This is a genomic window from Frigoribacterium sp. CF331, from assembly GCF_057787905.1.
Genome location: NZ_CM173545.1, coordinates 3,058,808 through 3,075,311 on the forward strand (window position 1 = coordinate 3,058,808; position 16,504 = coordinate 3,075,311).

The 16,504-nt window shown below is 72.9% G+C and carries 14 protein-coding genes; 11 read left to right on the forward strand and 3 right to left on the reverse strand.

The window, feature by feature from the left end:
- Positions 1–120: 120 nt before the first annotated feature.
- From AC3CCI_RS14200 to leuA, 6 genes are all read left to right on the forward strand, one after another.
- Complete coding sequence (locus tag AC3CCI_RS14200) at positions 121–1,383, forward strand: sensor histidine kinase (protein WP_488627580.1); 1,263 nt, start codon at positions 121–123, stop codon at positions 1,381–1,383.
- On the forward strand, positions 1,380–2,072 hold the full coding sequence (locus AC3CCI_RS14205; protein WP_488627581.1) for a response regulator: 693 nt from the start codon (positions 1,380–1,382) through the stop codon (positions 2,070–2,072). Before AC3CCI_RS14200 ends, AC3CCI_RS14205 begins: the two co-directional genes overlap by 4 nt.
- A gap of 200 nt (positions 2,073–2,272) precedes the next feature.
- Positions 2,273–3,601, forward strand: coding sequence for an alpha/beta hydrolase (locus tag AC3CCI_RS14210; RefSeq protein WP_488627582.1), 1,329 nt, complete (start codon positions 2,273–2,275; stop codon positions 3,599–3,601).
- The gene (locus AC3CCI_RS14215; protein WP_488627583.1) at positions 3,598–3,756 is read left to right on the forward strand and encodes a hypothetical protein; all 159 of its coding nucleotides are present in this window, start codon (positions 3,598–3,600) and stop codon (positions 3,754–3,756) included. The genes AC3CCI_RS14210 and AC3CCI_RS14215 overlap by 4 nt, the downstream gene beginning before the upstream one ends.
- 75 nt (positions 3,757–3,831) lie before the next feature.
- Positions 3,832–6,135: a bifunctional lysylphosphatidylglycerol flippase/synthetase MprF gene (locus AC3CCI_RS14220; protein WP_488627584.1), complete on the forward strand. Its 2,304-nt coding sequence runs from the start codon at positions 3,832–3,834 to the stop codon at positions 6,133–6,135.
- A gap of 207 nt (positions 6,136–6,342) precedes the next feature.
- A complete protein-coding gene (leuA, locus tag AC3CCI_RS14225; protein WP_354595117.1) occupies positions 6,343–8,103 on the forward strand; it encodes a 2-isopropylmalate synthase in 1,761 nt (586 codons plus the stop codon).
- Positions 8,104–8,323: 220 nt separating this feature from the next.
- On the opposite strand, the gene AC3CCI_RS14230 is transcribed toward leuA, so the two are convergent.
- Complete coding sequence (locus AC3CCI_RS14230; RefSeq protein ID WP_354595116.1) at positions 8,324–8,986, reverse strand: trimeric intracellular cation channel family protein; 663 nt, start codon at positions 8,984–8,986, stop codon at positions 8,324–8,326.
- A gap of 34 nt (positions 8,987–9,020) precedes the next feature.
- On the opposite strand from AC3CCI_RS14230, the gene recO reads away from it, so the two are divergent.
- Positions 9,021–9,764, forward strand: a complete 744-nt coding sequence (gene recO, locus AC3CCI_RS14235; protein WP_194593967.1) for a DNA repair protein RecO — start codon at positions 9,021–9,023, stop codon at positions 9,762–9,764.
- Positions 9,761–10,558, forward strand: coding sequence for an isoprenyl transferase (locus tag AC3CCI_RS14240; RefSeq protein WP_354595115.1), 798 nt, complete (start codon positions 9,761–9,763; stop codon positions 10,556–10,558). Before recO ends, AC3CCI_RS14240 begins: the two co-directional genes overlap by 4 nt.
- Before the next feature lie 69 nt (positions 10,559–10,627).
- Here AC3CCI_RS14240 and AC3CCI_RS14245 read toward each other — a convergent pair whose 3' ends face one another.
- Positions 10,628–11,308 carry a hypothetical protein gene (locus AC3CCI_RS14245; protein ID WP_488627585.1) on the reverse strand — a complete coding sequence of 227 codons (681 nt, stop codon included), beginning with the start codon at positions 11,306–11,308 and terminating at the stop codon, positions 10,628–10,630.
- 32 nt (positions 11,309–11,340) lie between these two features.
- Complete coding sequence (locus AC3CCI_RS14250; RefSeq protein WP_354595113.1) at positions 11,341–12,297, reverse strand: LysR family transcriptional regulator; 957 nt, start codon at positions 12,295–12,297, stop codon at positions 11,341–11,343.
- 81 nt (positions 12,298–12,378) lie between these two features.
- Here AC3CCI_RS14250 and AC3CCI_RS14255 point away from each other — a divergent pair, with 81 nt between their 5' ends.
- From AC3CCI_RS14255 to AC3CCI_RS14265, 3 genes are all read left to right on the forward strand, one after another.
- Positions 12,379–13,419: an aminotransferase class V-fold PLP-dependent enzyme gene (locus AC3CCI_RS14255; RefSeq protein ID WP_488627586.1), complete on the forward strand. Its 1,041-nt coding sequence runs from the start codon at positions 12,379–12,381 to the stop codon at positions 13,417–13,419.
- Positions 13,420–13,497: 78 nt separating this feature from the next.
- Positions 13,498–14,883, forward strand: coding sequence for a glycine--tRNA ligase (locus AC3CCI_RS14260; protein ID WP_354595111.1), 1,386 nt, complete (start codon positions 13,498–13,500; stop codon positions 14,881–14,883).
- 517 nt (positions 14,884–15,400) lie between these two features.
- Positions 15,401–16,420, forward strand: coding sequence for a hypothetical protein (locus AC3CCI_RS14265; protein WP_488627587.1), 1,020 nt, complete (start codon positions 15,401–15,403; stop codon positions 16,418–16,420).
- Positions 16,421–16,504 lie beyond the last annotated feature (84 nt).

A 16,504-nucleotide genomic window follows, 5' to 3' on the forward strand; every position in this document is an offset into this window, starting at 1 on the left:
CGAGGGGCGCCCGAGGCGTCCGGGCCGTCCGTCGTCCCTCCGGATGATCGTGGTGGTCCCCAGGTCTTCCGCGCGCTGCGGCGGGCCCCGGTCCACCGCGGCACGTCGTACGGTTGTCGGGTGATCTTCCGCCGCCTCGCCCCGTACCAGGTCGCCGTCGACCTGACGGCGGCACTGGTCCTCGGCGTGGTCGGCCTGCTGCTGACCGACGGTGTGGTCACGACCCCCTTCGTCGTGTTGGGCATGACGGTCACCTTCGCGCTGCGTCGCCTGTCGCCGGGGCTGGCCTTGACCCTCGCCTGGTTGGTCGCGGCCTCGCAGATGGCGACGGGCGCCGCACCCGGCGTCACGAACCTCGCGATCTGCGCGGTGCTGTACTCGACGGCCGCCTACGGCAGCGACCGGGTGAAGTGGACGGGGCTCGTCTCGGTCGGGGCCGGGGCCCTGCTCGGCACGTTCTACCTGTCGTACGTGCAGCAGAGTCTCTTCGGGGTCGACTACGACATCTACGCGGTCACCGACGTCGTCCGCCTCCTGCTGCAGGTGGGCATCACGCTGCTGGGCTTCCTCGCCCTCCTCGGGTTGCCCTGGGCAGGGGGACTCCTGGCCCGCCAGCGGTGGTCCGAGCGACTCAGCCGCGAGGCGCGCCTCATCGCCGAGCGCGAGACCGCGCGGGCCGAGAACGACGCCGCGCGGGCCGAGCGCGAGGCGGCCCGGGCCGAGCGCGACATCGCGGTCGAGCAGGAGCGCAACCGGATCGCCCGCGACATGCACGACGTGGTCGCCCACTCGCTGGCGGTCGTCATCGCCCAGGCCGACGGGGCGCGCTACGCCGCCCGCGTCGACCCGACATCCGTCGACGGGGCCCTGACCACCATCGCCACGACGGCACGGGAGGCGCTCGGCGACGTCCGCGTGCTGCTCGGGCAGTTGCGGCACAGCCAGGGCGAGGCACCCCAGCCCGCCCTCGGCGACCTCGACCGTCTGCTCGAGCAGATGCGCGGCTCGGGCTTGAGCGTCGACCTCCGGGTGACCGGCGAACCCCAGGTGCTCGGGACGAACCGACAGCTCGCGGTCTTCCGCATCGTGCAGGAGAGCCTCACGAACGTCCTCCGTCACGGGGCCGCCGACCATCCCGTCGACCTGCACTTCGACTGGCGGTACGAGGCCCTGCACCTGCTGATCTCGAACGTCGTCCGTCCGCCCACGCGTCCCGTCGACACGAGCGGCGACGAGCGTCGCGGGGGCCACGGCCTCGACGGCATGCGCGAACGAGCCACCCTGGCGGGCGGATCGCTCACCACCCAGAACGCCGACGGGCGCTTCGTCGTCCACGCCATCGTGCCGACACTGGCACTGACCCAAGAGGTACGCATCCGATGATCGACATGCCCGGCCGCTCCGCGGCGCCCATCCGAGTCGCGTTGGTCGACGACCAGGCCCTGTTCCGGGCGGGAATCAAGATGCTCGTCGGATCGCAGACCGACCTGCAGTTCGTGGGCGAGGCGAGCAACGGCGACGAGGGCGTGGCGATGGTGGCCCGCACCGCCCCCGACGTCGTCCTGATGGACATCCGGATGCCGGTGATGGACGGCATCGCCGCGACCACCGCCGTCCTGGCCCAGGCCGAGGCCGCCTCTCGTCGGCCGCCCCGCATCATCGTCCTCACCACCTTCGACCTCGACGAGGCCGCCACGCGGGCGATCCGAGGAGGCGCGAGCGGCTTCGTCCTGAAGGACGCCGACCCCGAGTTCCTGCTCGCCGCGATCCGGACCGTCCACTCGGGCAACGCCGTGATCGCCGCGTCGGCGACCCGCGAGCTCTTCGAGCACTTCGACGGCCGGGCGTCGCGCGCCCGGGCCGTCCCCGAGTCGTTCGGCACCCTCACCACGAGGGAGCGGGACATCTTCGACCTCGCGGCCCGCGGACTCAGCAACGCCGAGATCGCGTCGAGGGAGTTCCTGAGCGAGGCGACGGTCAAGACCCACATCAGCCGGGTGCTCTCGAAGCTCTCGCTGCGTGACCGGGTGCAGTTGGTCGTCTACGCGTACGAGCACGGCCTGACGGACTAGCCTCGCGCGCCCGTCCGACGTCCCCGACGACGCCGACGTCCCGACGACGCCGGCACGCCGGCCGAGGTCGCGTGTCCGCTGGGCGTCGATGATGAGGCTGCTGAGAGCTGTCTGTCGGCGCGGTGTCCGTGCGGTCCGTGCGGGCAGAGTGTCGTCCGGGCGGTCGCCGTCGAGCCACCGCCGCCGGAACGGAGTGCCCCATGATCGACCTGTCGTCGCTTCCCCTGTTGTCCTCGACCGTGCTGGCACCGGTCGACGTCGTGGCCGGGCTCGGCGTCGCGTGGCTGCTCGTCCGGCCGCGGACGCGCCGGACGTGGTGGCGCTGGGTCGGGCTCGGCGTCGTCGTCGGTGGGGGAGCGGCGCTGCTCGCCACCTGGTGGTTCGGCGACGTCCAGGACGTCGTCGGGGTCGCACCCACGCTCGTCGACCGGATCTGGATCGCCGCCCTGGGGGCGGGCCTGGGCCTCGTCGTGGTCGGCCTGGTCCGCACGCGGTGGTGGCGCAAGGTGGTGGCCGTCGTCGCCGCGGTCGTCTTCGTCCTGGCGACGGGTCTGGCGGTCAACCGGGACGGCGGCGTCTACCAGGACCTCGCCCAGGCCCTCGGCCGCGAGGCGGTGCCGGCCCTGGCGGACGCCGGCACCGCGCCTCCCGCGTCGGCGTCGTCGACCGCGTTCGACCCGACGCTCTGGTCGACCTGGCACGCTCCCGCGGGCATGCCGGAGCACGGTCGGTACGGCTCCGTGCACATCGCCGGGACGGTCTCGCACTTCGCCGCCCGCGACGCGATCGTGTACCTGCCCCCGGCGGCCCTCGTCGCCGACGCCCCGGCCCTGCCGGTCATGGTGATGATGTCGGGCCAGCCGGCCAGTCCCGAGTCGGTCGTGGGCCCCGGGCACCTCGTCGAGACCCTCGACGCGTTCGCCGCCCGCAACCACGGTCTGGCTCCCATCGTGGTGGTGCCCGACCAGCTCGGTGCCGACGCCGACAACCCGATGTGCGTCGACGGCCCGCTGGGCGACAGCGCCACGTACATCACGACCGACGTGGTCGACTACGTGACCAGCCACTTCCACGTCGCGACCGGCCCCCGGGCCTGGACCGTCGGGGGGTTCTCGCAGGGCGGCACCTGCTCGATCCAGTTCGCGTCGGCGCGCCCCGACCTGTTCGGTTCGTTCATCGACGTCTCGGGCGAGCTCGGCCCCTCGATCGGAACCCGTCAGGCGACCGTCGACGGGGGCTTCGCGGGCAGCGACGCCGCCTACGAGGCCGCCCAGCCGCAGGCGATCATGGCCGCGAAGGCGCCGTACCCCGACACCACGGCGTTCTTCGCGGTGGGTCAGAACGACACCCGTTATGGTCGCATCATGACCGAGAACTCCGCCGCGGCCGAGCGGGCCGGCATGTCCGTGACCCGTTACGTCTCGCCCGGCAGCGCCCACGACTGGACGACGGCCACCAACGGCTTCGCGCACGGCATCGGTGCGCTCTATCCGCGGCTCGGGCTCGCCGACTCGGTCCAGCAGCCGTGAGCGCCGTCGACGCCCCTGCCGCTCGGGGCCGTCTGGGCGCGGCCTGGCGTTCGACGGTCGCGTTCGCGAGGTCCCAGCCGGTCAGCATCGTGCTCGTCGCCCTCCTCGTCGTGCTGGCGGTGGTCTCGGGCAGCCTGGTGCACGGGCCGGGTTAACGCCTGCGCGAGGCCGTCGGTGCGGGTCTCGACCCGTTCGACGACCGCGGCTTCTGGCCGCTGACCCTCGGCTCGGTGCTCTTCGCCTCCGGCCCCCGCGAGCTCGTCCTCGCCGTCGTCGCCGTGCTCGTGCTCGTCGGCGTCGCCGAGCGGCGCATCGGCAGCCGCCGGGCGCTCACGGCCTACGTCGTGACGGCCGTCGTGGCCACGGCGGTCGGGGTCGCCGTGCAAGCCGTCGGTCGCGCCGTGGGGCAACCCTGGGCCCTCGAGGTCGCCGCCGAGTCGACGCTGCACCCGTTCACCCCGGCGCTCGGCACGATCATGACCGTCAGCGGCTTCGTGGGTCCGCTCTGGCGTCGACGCATCCGCTTGCTCGGCTTCTCGGCCCTGCTGGCGTTCGTGCTCTACGACGGCCACCCCTCGGGGCTCTACGCCCTGGTCGGTGCCGTGGTCGGACTCGCGCTCGGCCGTCTCCTGGCCGGACCGCCCGCCCGGCGCGGCTGGTTGCGCAGCTCGCACCACGAGGTGCGTCGCCTCGCCTCGGCCGTCGTGGCCGTGACCGCGGCCGGACCCGTCCTGACCCTGCTCGCGCGCAGCCCCGTGGGACCGTTGTCACCCTTCGGGCTGTTGTTCGGTGACGTCCTGTCGGGCCGGTCGCCGGCGAGCCTCTGCGCGGCGGCCCTGCGCACGCCGCTCGACCGGCAGGCCGAACGGGTGGACGCCTGCGCCCGGGCCGCGGCGCTCGGCAGCATCGACGCCGTGCCGACCGTCGCGCTGAGCCTGCTGCCGCTGGCCGTCCTGCTCGTCGCCGCGTGGTTCCTCCGCCGGGGCCGACGGGTCGCCCTGGACGTCGCCGTCGCCGTGAACGGCCTCCTCGCCGTCTTCGCCCTCGTGTACTACGTGGTCATGCCGGCCACGGGCACGGCGGACGGCGACCCCCGGCGACACCTCGTCGCGCACGTCCTGCTCACCGTCGTCGCGGTGGCCGTGCCGGCGGGCACGGCCGTCTCGTTGTTCGTCCTCCGGCACCACTTCGGCGTGGGGGCGGGCGTGCGACGGCGTCTCGTCGCCACGGTCGTGCTGGGGGCCGGGGCCGTCCTCTCGGCGACGTTCGCCGTCGTCGCCTGGGTGGGGCGCGCCTCCTTCGTCCCGTCCATCGACGCGGCGACCCTCGCGGCCGACGTCCCGGAGCGCTTCGTGCCCGTGGGGTTCGTCGGCCTGGCGGGGCTGGGGCCGGTCCCGGTGGGCGGTGTCGTCCGGGTGGCGTTCGAGTGGACGGGGCCGCTGTGGTGGCTCGTCGTCCTGGTGGCGCTCGTGGCCGGGGCGGTGCGGCCGGGCGACCTCCGTCCCGACGCCGAACGAGCCCGCGTGCGCGAGATCGTGCACCGCGGGGCACCCGGCACGCTGTCGCACATGGCGTTGTGGTCGGGCAACAGCTGGTGGTTCACCGCCGACGGCCGGTCGGCCGTGGCGTACCGGGTGGTCTCGGGCATCGCGTTGACGACCGCCGAACCCCTCTGCCCGCCCGACCGCTTGCGCGAGGTCACCCTCGATTTCGCCCGGTGGTGCGACGACCAGGGGCTCACCCCCGTCTTCTACAGCGTGCGGGGCGAGCTCTCCCCGTTCTTCGACGACCTGGGCTGGACGACCCTGCCGGTCGGTGAAGAGACCGTGCTGCACCCGGCCACCTTCAGCATGACCGGCAAGAAGTGGCAGGACGTCCGGTCGAGCCTCAACCGCGCGACCAAGAACGGCGTCCGGGCCGAATGGACCCGGTACGCCGACCTGCGCCCCGCGGTCGCCCGACAGATCACCGAGATCAGCGAGCTCTGGGTCGCCGAGAAGAACCTCCCCGAGATGGGGTTCACCCTCGGCGGCCTCGACGAGCTGCGCGACCCGGACGTCGCACTGATGCTCGCGCTCGACGCCGACGACACCGTCCTGGCCGTGACGAGCTGGTTGCCCACCTGGCGCGACGGCGAGGTCGTCGGGTGGACCCTCGACTTCATGCGCCGCCGACCCGACAGCATGAACGGCGTCATGGAGTTCGTGATCGCCTCGTCGGCCCTGGCCATGAAAGAGCGGGGCGTCGAGTTCCTCAGCCTGTCGGCGGCGCCGCTCGCCACCACCGGCCCGGTCGACGGCCCGGCGACACAGACCGAGCGCGTGCTGACCTTCCTCGGGCGGGTGCTCGAACCCGCGTACGGCTTCCAGACGCTGCTCACCTTCAAGAAGAAGTTCCAGCCCGAGTTCGTGCCGCTCGTGATGGCCTTCCCCGATCCGGTCCAGCTGCCCGCCATCGGCACGGCGCTCGGGCGGGCCTACCTGCCCGACCTGTCGGTCGGGGCGGTGGTGCGGCTCGTCCGCACCGTCGTCTGATCGACGCGACGAGCAGAGGAGGCGCGGTGCCGGCGGTCGACGACCCGCGCCTCCTCGGTCGGTGCTAGCCTCGTCACGTGTCCACCGGCCTGCTCCTCCTTAGCTGCCGCGGCGAGTCCTGACCCAGGCCCCACTCGTCGCGGAGTCCGTCGTCGGCCGACACCCCCGCGAAGAGCAGCCCCTCGAGGGCGAGAGAGACCACAGGACATGAAGAACGCACAGCAGCCGTCGGCCATGCCGATCCACAAGTACCGGCCGTTCCACGAGCAGATCGCCGTCGACCTGCCCGACCGCACCTGGCCGTCGAAGCGCATCACCGAGGCGCCGCGCTGGTGCGCCGTCGACCTGCGCGACGGCAACCAGGCGTTGATCGACCCGATGAGCCCCGAGCGCAAGCGCATCATGTTCGACCTGCTGGTCGGCATGGGCTACAAAGAGATCGAGGTCGGGTTCCCGAGCGCGTCGCAGACCGACTTCGACTTCGTGCGCAGCCTCATCGACGAGGGGGCCATCCCCGACGACGTGACCATCCAGGTGCTGACCCAGGCGCGCGAACACCTCATCGCCCGCACCTACGAGTCGATCGCCGGCGCCAAGCAGGCCATCGTGCACCTGTACAACTCGACGAGCGTGCTGCAGCGCGACGTCGTCTTCCGCACCGACCGCCAGGGCATCGTCGACATCGCGCTCGAGGGCGTCCGACTGTGCCTCGAGGCCGAGAAGACCATCCCCGAGACGGCCGTCTTCTACGAGTACTCGCCCGAGAGCTACACCGGCACCGAGCTCGACTTCGCGCTCGACATCTGCAACCAGGTGATCGAGGCCTTCGACGCGACGCCCGAGCGTCCCGTCATCGTCAACCTGCCGGCCACCGTCGAGATGGCGACCCCGAACGTCTACGCCGACTCGATCGAGTGGATGCACCGGCGCCTGGCGCGTCGCGACAGCGTCATCCTGTCGCTGCACCCGCACAACGACCGCGGCACCGGCATCGCGGCCGCCGAGCTCGGCTACCTGGCGGGTGCGGACCGCATCGAGGGCTGCCTGTTCGGCAACGGCGAGCGGACCGGCAACGTCGACCTGGTCGCCCTGGGCATCAACCTCTTCACGCAGGGCATCGACCCGCAGATCGACTTCAGCGACCTCGACATGGTCAAGCGCACCGCCGAGCACTGCAACCAGCTGCCCGTCCACGAGCGCAGCCCGTGGGCCGGCGACCTCGTCTACACGGCCTTCTCGGGTTCGCACCAGGACGCCATCAAGAAGGGCTTCGAGGCCATGGCGGCCACCGCGGCGTCCCGCGGCGTCGACGTGGACGAACTCGAGTGGGCCGTGCCGTACCTGCCGGTCGACCCGAAGGACCTGGGGCGCAGCTACGAGGCCGTGATCCGCGTCAACTCGCAGTCGGGCAAGGGCGGCGTCGCCTACCTGCTGAAGGCCGACCACGCCATCGACCTGCCCCGCAAGCTGCAGATCGAGTTCAGCGGCGTCGTGCAGTCGCGCACCGACAGCGAGGGCGGCGAGATGACGAGCGCCCACATCTGGTCGATCTTCCAGGACGAGTACCTGCCCGCCGACGACGCCGACGACAAGTGGGGCCGCTTCGAGCTGACGCGGACGAGCACGTCGAGCGACATGAGCGGCGAGACCACGCTCGACGTCGACCTGCGGGTCGGCGAGGGCGTCGAGTCGACCTCCGCCCGCGGCACCGGGCCCATCGCCGCCTTCATCGCGGTGCTGGCCGACCAGGGGGTCCAGGTCAAGCTCTACGACTACGTCGAGCACACGTTGAGCGCCTCGGGCGACGCCCAGGCCGCCGCCTACGTCGAGCTCGACGTCGACGGCACCCGGCTCTGGGGCGTCGGCATCGACGCCGACATCTCGACCGCATCGCTCAAGGCCATCGTCTCGGCGGTCAACCGCGCCATCCGCACGGTGAGCGACGCCCGCGAGCTCGCCGCCGTCTGAGCCCGGCCGACCCGCCCCCGGTGCCGACGGTGCCGGGGGCGTCGTCGTGCCCGCACCCGGGCGGTCGGGCCGCGAGGTCGTTCGCGGGTGCGGGCAACTCCTGCCTGCTGCGGCAGGCGGGTCCGGCTGAGCGGCGTGGCGGGGTGCCCGGGCGCACCCGTGAGGAGTTGCCGACGGCTGCGCGGACGCCCCGGGCGCCTCGGCCGGTCGTGTCTCGGGGTCAGCGCGGGCGGCGCCAGCGCGGCAATCTGCTGAGGGCGCGCTGCTCGGGCAGCGTCCAGCCGAAGCGGACGGCCAGCATGCGGATGGCGAAGGTGATCGAGGTGCCGGCGATCGCGGCCGCGGCGACGGGGGCGCCGAGCGACACGGCGACCACGAGCACGACGGTCCCGCCGGCGGCGGCGACGGCGTAGAGCGAGCCGACGTGCATCATCGCGATCGTCAGGTTCATCAGCAGGTCGCGCAGCACCGACCCGCCGACGGCCGCGATCACCCCGACGAACACGGCGGGGATCTCGGGCAGCCCGAGCGAGAGCGCCTTGGTCGACCCGATCGCGCCGAGCAGTCCGATCGTCAGGGCGTCGAGCACCGTGATGACGCCGGCCAGCCGGGTGAAGACGCGTTGCAGGGCCATGCCGACGATGGCGGCCGCCACGGCGACGAGCAGGTACCAGTTGCTCGTCATGGCGCGGGGCACCTCGCCCAGCAGCACGTCGCGCAGCACGCCGCCGCCGAGGCCGGTGGCGGTGCCGATGATGGCGATGCCGAGCAGGTCGAGCCGGCGGTCCTTGTACTCGGAGGCGAACATCGCCCCCTGCAGGCTGCCGATGCCGACGGCGAGGAGATCCACCCACAGGGGTACGGCGAAGGCTGTGGCGTGCACCTGACGTTTGTACCACGCGTGCGATGCTTGGTCGGTGCCCGTCTACCGTGATGAATGCGTCGTGCTGCGCACCCACAAGCTGGGTGAGGCCGATCGCATCCTCACGATGCTGAGCCGCAACCACGGCAAGATCCGGGCCGTCGCGAAGGGCGTCCGGCGGACGGCCTCGAAGTTCGGCGCGCGGCTCGAGCCGATGATGGTGGCCGACCTGCAGCTCTACGAGGGTCGGTCGCTCGACATCGTGCAGCAGGCCGAGTCGCTCGGTTCGTACGGTGCGGTGATCGCCGCCGACTACGAGAGCTACACGGCCGGCAGCGTCATGGTCGAGACGGCCGACAAGCTCACCGAGGCCGAGGCGGGCCTGCAGCAGTACCTCCTGCTCGTCGGGGCCCTCCGTTCGCTCGCGCGCCACGAGCACGCTCCGCAACTGACCCTCGACTCGTACCTGCTGCGCGCGCTCAGCATCGCCGGTTGGTCGCCCAGCTTCGGCGACTGCGCCGTGACGGGCGCACCCGGGCCCCACTCGGCCTTCGTCGTCCAGCTGGGCGGCGTGGTGGCCGACTCGCACGCGCCTCCCGGCGCTCCGCGGTTGACGCAGGAGGCGCTGGCCCTGTTGGGAGCGCTGCTGACGGGTGACTGGGGCCACGCCGAGGACGCCCCCGACGCGACCCGCAACCAGGCCAGCGGCGTCGTCGCCGCGTACACCCAGTGGCACCTCGAACGGGGACTGCGATCGCTGCAGCACGTCGACCGGGTGCCCGGAAGAGAGAGACCGTGAAGAAGACCCACCGCGACGCCGCCGACTTCCGCCCGCTCGACTGGACGGGCGTGCACCCGCCGGCGATGCCGAGGGGCGCCGTGCCCGAGCACGTGGCGATCGTCATGGACGGCAACGGTCGCTGGGCCAACGGCCGCGGGCTCACGCGCGTCGAGGGGCACAAGGCCGGCGAGATGTCGTTGCTCGACGTCGTGGCGGGGGCGATCCAGATCGGGGTGAAGCACCTCAGCGTCTACGCGTTCTCTACCGAGAACTGGAAGCGCTCGCCCGACGAGGTGCGCTTCCTGATGGGCTTCAACCGCGACGTGCTGCACCGCCGACGCGACCAGTTGAACGCCTGGGGCGTGCGGGTCCGCTGGGCCGGGCGGAAGCCGAGGCTGTGGGGGTCGGTCGTCAAGGAGCTCCAGTTCGCCGAAGAGCTGACGAAGGGCAACGACGTCCTGACGCTGACCATGTGCGTGAACTACGGCGGCCGGACCGAGATCGCGGACGCGGTGCGCTCGATCGCGGACGACGTCGCGGCCGGGCGGCTCAGGCCGTCGGCCGTGGGCGAGAAGCTGATCCAGAAGCGCCTGTACGCGCCCGAACTGCCCGACGTCGACCTGTTCGTCCGCAGCTCGGGCGAGCAGCGCACGAGCAACTTCCTGCTGTGGCAGTCCGCCTACGCCGAGATGGTCTTCCTCGACCGGTTGTGGCCCGACTTCACCCGCACCGACCTGTGGCAGGCGGTCGAGACCTACGCCTCGCGCACCCGCCGGTTCGGCGGCGCGGTGGACGCCCCGAGCCCGGCCTGACCGACGCCCGGGCACGATCCGACGTGGCCCCGGGCGAGGCCGCGGACCCGCACTCGCGCGACGGCCCCGTCAGAACTGGATGTTCGCGCCCAGGAAGATCCGCTCGGCCGGCCAGAGGAACTGCAGGGTCAACGGGCCGTCGCTCGCCCGGTGGAACCAGGCGTTGGCGAACACGGTCGACTCGCCGGGCAACAGGTACCAGGTCGTGCTGTCGGCGGGGAACTTCGACTGGAGCGACGTCTCGTAGCCCAGCCGGGTCAGGAGGTCCTGCCCGGCGAAGACGTCCTGCGTGGCCAGGTCGTTGCCGTACGACGAGTAGTCCGCGCTGAGGTCGGTGAGGTCGAGGCGTCGTTGCGAGTTGTTCGTCAGCACGTAGGCGGTGACCTCGACGTCGGTGCCCGCCGGGTAGGGGTCGGTGCCGTCGGGGCGGGCGTAGATCGAGGGGGCCGTGGTGGTCAGCTCGCCGACGCCGTAGACGTAGATGGTGAGGTCCTTGTAGTTGACCTGACCGAGCAGGGTGCCGCCGGGTGCCAGGGCGTCGGGTTGCGACCCCGAGCCACCGCCCGTTCCCGGAGCGCCCGTGACCTGGGGCTGAGGGACGCCGCTCGCCCCGGTGCCCGGCGTCGCGGCCGAACCGCCGGACCCGCCCGCGCCGACCGGCGTCAGGCCGTCGAGGCTCGGGAAGCACCCGGTCAGCCCGACGAGGGCCAACGTCGAGACGGCGATGCCGACGGACAGTCTTCTGCGCACGACCTGCACCTCTCCTGGTTCGTCGGGCCAGCCTAACCCGGCGCTCCCGTCGGCACCTCCGGACCGACCGCCACGAGTCCGAGTGCCCCGCCGTCGACGTGCCCGAGGGCCTCGAGGACGGCACGCACGCTCGGCACCCGGTCGCCGCCACGCCCGTGGACGACGTGGACCACCCGGGCGAGGCCGTCGTCGAGCTCGACGACCCGCACCCCGGCGGGCACGGCAGCCGCCACGAGCGACAGGCCCGGCAGCAGGGCGACGCCGAGACCTGCCGCGACGAGCCCGAGGACGGCCAGCGCGTTGTCGGTCTCGAGCACGATCTCGGGTTCGAAGCCCGACGCCGCGCAGGTCGCGAGCAGGTGCCCACGGCAGCGGGGACAGCCGCCGATCCACCGCTCGTGCGCCAGGCTCGCGAACGCGTCACCGCGGCCGAACGGGTGGGCGGCGGGTACGGCGAGCACGGTGCGGTCGACGAAGGAGGCGCGGTGCAGCAGCCCGTCGAGGTCGCGTTCGCCCGCCGGGGCGCCCCCGTGGCTGAAGGTGACCGCGACGTCCGCCGAGCCGTCCCGCAGTCGTGCCAGCGCCTCCGGGGGTTCGGCCTCGACGTAGTCGACCGTCAGGCCGGGGTGCCGGTCGCGCAGGCGCGACAGCACGTCGGGCACGATCGTCGAGGACGCGCTGGGGAACCCGGCCAGGGTGACGCGGCCCGTGGCGACCCCGCCCAGGGCGTCGAGGTCCTGGCGGGCGGCGTCGAGGGCCGCCTGGACGTGGACGGCGTGGGCCGCGAGCCGCTGCCCGGCCTCGGTCAGGGCGACTCCGCGCCCGGCGCGCAGCACGAGCGGTTGGCCCACCTGGCGCTCGGCCCGGCGCAGCTGCTGGCTGACGGCGGGCTGGCTGTAGCCGAGCAGGGCGGCCGCGGCGGTGATGGTGCCCGTGTCGGCGACGGCGCGGACGACCCGGAGAGAGGCCAGGTCGAGGTCGGCGGTCATCTCCAAAGCATAAGCGACGGTGATGGACCACCTCAGACACTGGTGGTTGTCGTGGGGTCCGTGCTCCCCGACCCTGGAGGCATGACCTCGCCGCACGCCGACCTCTTCGCCCCGGCACCGGGCTACCTCGCGGCCTGCACCATGGGGCTGCCCACGCGGGCCACCGTCGCGGCCCTGCGCGCCGACGTCGACGCCTGGGCGTCCGGACTGGCCGGGCCGGCGGCCTACGGTGCCGTCGTCGAGGAGGCGCGTGCGGCCTTCGCCCGGTTGGCCCGGGTCGACGTCGGTCGCGTCGCCATCGCGTCCCAGACCTCGTCCATGGTGGCCGTGGTCGCGGCCTCGGTGCCCGACGGTGCCGAGGTGCTCGTCCCGACGGGCGACTTCAGCTCGATCGTCTACCCGTTCGTGGTCCAGGAGGCGCGGGGCGTCCGCGTGCGGAGCGTGCCCCTCGACGAGCTCGCCGGGTCGGTCGGGCCCGACACGCACCTCGTGGCGTGGTCGGCCGTCCAGTCGGCGACGGGCCAGGTGGCGGACGACGCGGGCGTCGTCGAGGCCGCGGCCCGGCACGGGGCGCTGACCCTGTGCGACCTGACGCAGGCCGCCGGGGTGCGACCGGTCGACGCGTCGCGCTACGACGCGACCGTGACGCACGCCTACAAGTGGCTGTGCTGCCCGCGTGGCGTGGCGTTCCTCACCGTGGGGGAGCGGTTGCGGGCGGCCATGGTGCCCGCCCAGGCCGGCTGGTACGCCGGGGACGACGTGTGGGGCTCGTGCTACGGCCCCGAGATGCGGCTCGCCGGTGACGCCCGGGCGTTCGACGTCTCGCCCGCCTGGCAGGCCTGGGCGGGGGCGCTGCCCGCACTCGAGGCGTTCGCCGGGCTCGACGCGGACGAGACCTGGGCACACGCCGCCGGCACGGGTGACGCTCTCTGCTCGCGGCTCGGGATCGAGGCGCAGGGCCGCGCCATCGTGACCTGGGCCGACCCCGACGGACGCGACCAGCGCCTCCTCGGCGACGCCGGGCTCGTCGTGTCGGGGCGTGCCGGTCGCGTGCGCGTGGCCTTCCACCTCTGGAACGACGAGGGAGACGTCGAGGCGGTGGCCGCCGCGCTCGGCCGGTGACGCGCCGCCGCTAGAGTTGCCGGGTACCTCGACCGACCGGGCACCCAGCTCGGGCCTCAACTCATCGGAGCATCACACGTGGCAGCACCCAACCGTCTCGATTCCGTCATCGCCCTGGCCAAGCGCCGCGGCTTCGTCTTCCAGTCGGGAGAGATCTACGGCGGTTCGCGCTCGGCCTGGGACTACGGGCCCCTCGGCGTCGCCCTGAAGGAGAACATCAAGCGCCAGTGGTGGCAGACCATGGTGCAGGGTCGCGACGACGTCGTCGGCCTCGACTCCGCCGTCATCCTGCCCCGCCAGGTGTGGGAGGCCTCGGGCCACGTCGAGGTCTTCAGCGACCCGCTCGTCGAGTCGCTGCACACCCACAAGCGCTACCGCGCCGACCACCTGCTCGAGGCGTACGAGGCCAAGCACGGCCACCCGCCCGAGAACGGCCTGGCCGACGTCCGCGACCCCGACACGGGCCAGCCGGGCTCGTGGACCGAGCCGCAGAACTTCTCGGGCCTGCTCAAGACGTTCCTCGGTCCGGTCGACAACGAGCAGGGCATGGCCTACCTGCGTCCCGAGACCGCCCAGGGCATCTTCACGAACTTCGACAACATCCTGCAGTCGTCGCGGATCAAGCCGCCGTTCGGCATCGGCCAGATCGGCAAGAGCTTCCGCAACGAGATCACGCCCGGCAACTTCATCTTCCGCACCCGCGAGTTCGAACAGATGGAGATGGAGTTCTTCGTCGAGCCCGGCACCGACGAAGAGTGGCACCAGTACTGGATCGACCAGCGGTTCCAGTGGTACGTCGACCTCGGCATCGACCCCGAGAACCTCCGCCTCTACGAACACGCCGCCGAGAAGCTCTCGCACTACTCGAAGCGCACCGTCGACATCGAGTACCGCTTCCGCTTCGCCGGCGGCGAGTTCGGCGAACTCGAGGGCGTGGCGAACCGCACCGACTACGACCTCAAGACCCACGCGGCCGCGTCGGGCAAGGACCTGACCTACTTCGACCAGGCCAAGAACGAACGCTGGACGCCCTACGTCATCGAGCCCGCGGCGGGCCTGACCCGGTCGCTGATGGCGTTCCTGGTCGACGCGTACACCGAGGACGAGGCGCCGAACGCCAAGGGCGGCGTCGACAAGCGCACCGTGCTGAAGCTCGACCGCCGCCTGGCACCCGTCAAGGTCGCCGTGCTCCCGCTGAGCCGCAACGAGCAGCTGTCGCCCATGGCGCGCGGGCTCGCGGCCGACCTCCGCAAGTACTGGAACATCGACTTCGACGACGCCGGCGCGATCGGCCGTCGCTACCGCCGCCAGGACGAGATCGGCACCCCGTTCTGCGTCACGGTCGACTTCGACTCGCTCGACGACGACGCCGTCACCGTCCGCGAACGCGACACGATGGCCCAGCAGCGCATCCCGCTGGCCGGGCTGCGGGCGTACCTGGCCGAGCAGCTGCTCGGCGCCTAGCACCGCAGGCCGGGCGCGGCTCCGTCGGTCGGCGCCGCGCCCGTCGCCGTGCCCCCCGGGCCCGGCCGCGCCCCCGGGGGTCGCCCCGCGCCTCCGCGCCCGTCGCCGCGTCCCCGGGGTCGCCCCGCGCCTCCGCGCCCGGGCTTCAAACCCGGCCTCGCCCCCGGTCCCGCGCCTCCGCGCCGGGCCTCGCACCCGTCGCCGCGCCTCCGGGCCGGGCCTCGCACCCGTCGCCGCGCCTCCGGGCCGGGCCTCGCACCCACCCCGGGTCCGCCTCGCGCCTCCGGACCCCCGCCCACTGGCCCCTCGCCGCGTCGGCAATTCCTGCTTCCCGTCGCAGAACACGCCGAAGGGCGGGCATGTCGGCGGTTCGCGCGGCACGCGGCAGGAGTTCCCGGCCGGGTTCGTCCTGTCCTGCCGGGCGAGCGCTCCTCCACAGATGGCGGGTGCGAGCGACGGTCCCCAGGCACCCAGAGGTCGCTCGGGACGCCCGGGTCGACCTAGGCAGCCTGTCGGCATGACCACGATCGCCGAACTCGTCTCCCGGGCCGGGGGCCTGCTCCACAAACACGACCTCGTGGCGCAGGGCGCCACCGACCGCCAGCTCACCGTCGCCGTCCGGTCAGGGGCGGTGAGTCGACCCCGCCGTGGCTGGTACTCGACCTGGCCGCGACACGATCCACGTTTCGTGGCCGTGGCGGTGGGTGGCCGCCTCACCGGGGCCGCTGCCCTGCACCAGCTCGGCGCGTGGTCGTGGCGCCGTCCGCCGATCACCGTGTCCGTACCTGCCACCGCGTCCCGGCTCAGACGCCGCCGCGGGGTCAGGATCGTCTGGGACCCGGTCGAGCTCGGCGCGCGCGGGACGACCTGGTCGGTCGACCCCCGGGACGCCCTCGCTCGCGCCGTCGTCGAATCGCGGTCCCTCGAGGACGCGGTGATCCTGGTGGACTGGGCCCGTCACGTCGGCATCGTGACCGACGACGACGACGCCGCCGAGGTCCTGGGCCGCAGACGAGCCGACGCCGCCGGTCTGGTCGCCTGGAGCGACGGGGGAGCCGAGAGCATCCTCGAGTCCGCGGCCGGGACGCGGCTGCGTCGTGCCGGCCACGACGTCGAGCGACAGGTCCCGGTGGGTGGCACGGGCAAGATCCTGGACATGCTCGTCGACGGGATCGTGGGCTTCGAGACCGACGGGCGGGAACACCACGAGAAGCGCTTCGACCAGGACCGCACGAAGGACGCCGACATCGCCCTCGACGGACGGGTGCCGTTCCGGGCCGGTACGACGATGGTCCGCGACCGTTGGGCCCGGACCGCTGCCGCGATCGAGGCGCTGGTGACGACGGCGGGAGGTGCGAGGCCGGAGTCGCGTGTCGGCAATTCCGGCCTCCCGCGCGTCCTGGGGCCACGGGGCCGCCGGGCCTGGCGGCTGGCCGTGCCGAGACGCCGCACGGATCAGGAGTTGCCGACCGGGGGAGGCGGACGAGGGACCAGGGGGCAGCGCGGATACCGACTCGTGGACCAGGGGCGGGGGTGACCGAGCGCGCCACATGTGAGGCGAATGGCAGCACCGCGATCTCGCACGCGGGGGCGGGCGCGCGACGACGGAGCGGGGGCGGGC

What these genes read in the sequence shown, in the direction of transcription:
- AC3CCI_RS14205 (WP_488627581.1), top strand. Translation starts at nt 1,380, where the DNA reads ATGATCGACATGCCCGGCCGCTCCGCGGCGCCCATCCGAGTCGCGTTG.
- AC3CCI_RS14210 (WP_488627582.1), top strand. Translation starts at nt 2,273, where the DNA reads ATGATCGACCTGTCGTCGCTTCCCCTGTTGTCCTCGACCGTGCTGGCA.
- leuA (WP_354595117.1), top strand. Translation starts at nt 6,343, where the DNA reads ATGAAGAACGCACAGCAGCCGTCGGCCATGCCGATCCACAAGTACCGG.
- AC3CCI_RS14250 (WP_354595113.1), bottom strand. Translation starts at nt 12,297, where the DNA reads ATGACCGCCGACCTCGACCTGGCCTCTCTCCGGGTCGTCCGCGCCGTC.
- AC3CCI_RS14255 (WP_488627586.1), top strand. Translation starts at nt 12,379, where the DNA reads ATGACCTCGCCGCACGCCGACCTCTTCGCCCCGGCACCGGGCTACCTC.
- AC3CCI_RS14265 (WP_488627587.1), top strand. Translation starts at nt 15,401, where the DNA reads ATGACCACGATCGCCGAACTCGTCTCCCGGGCCGGGGGCCTGCTCCAC.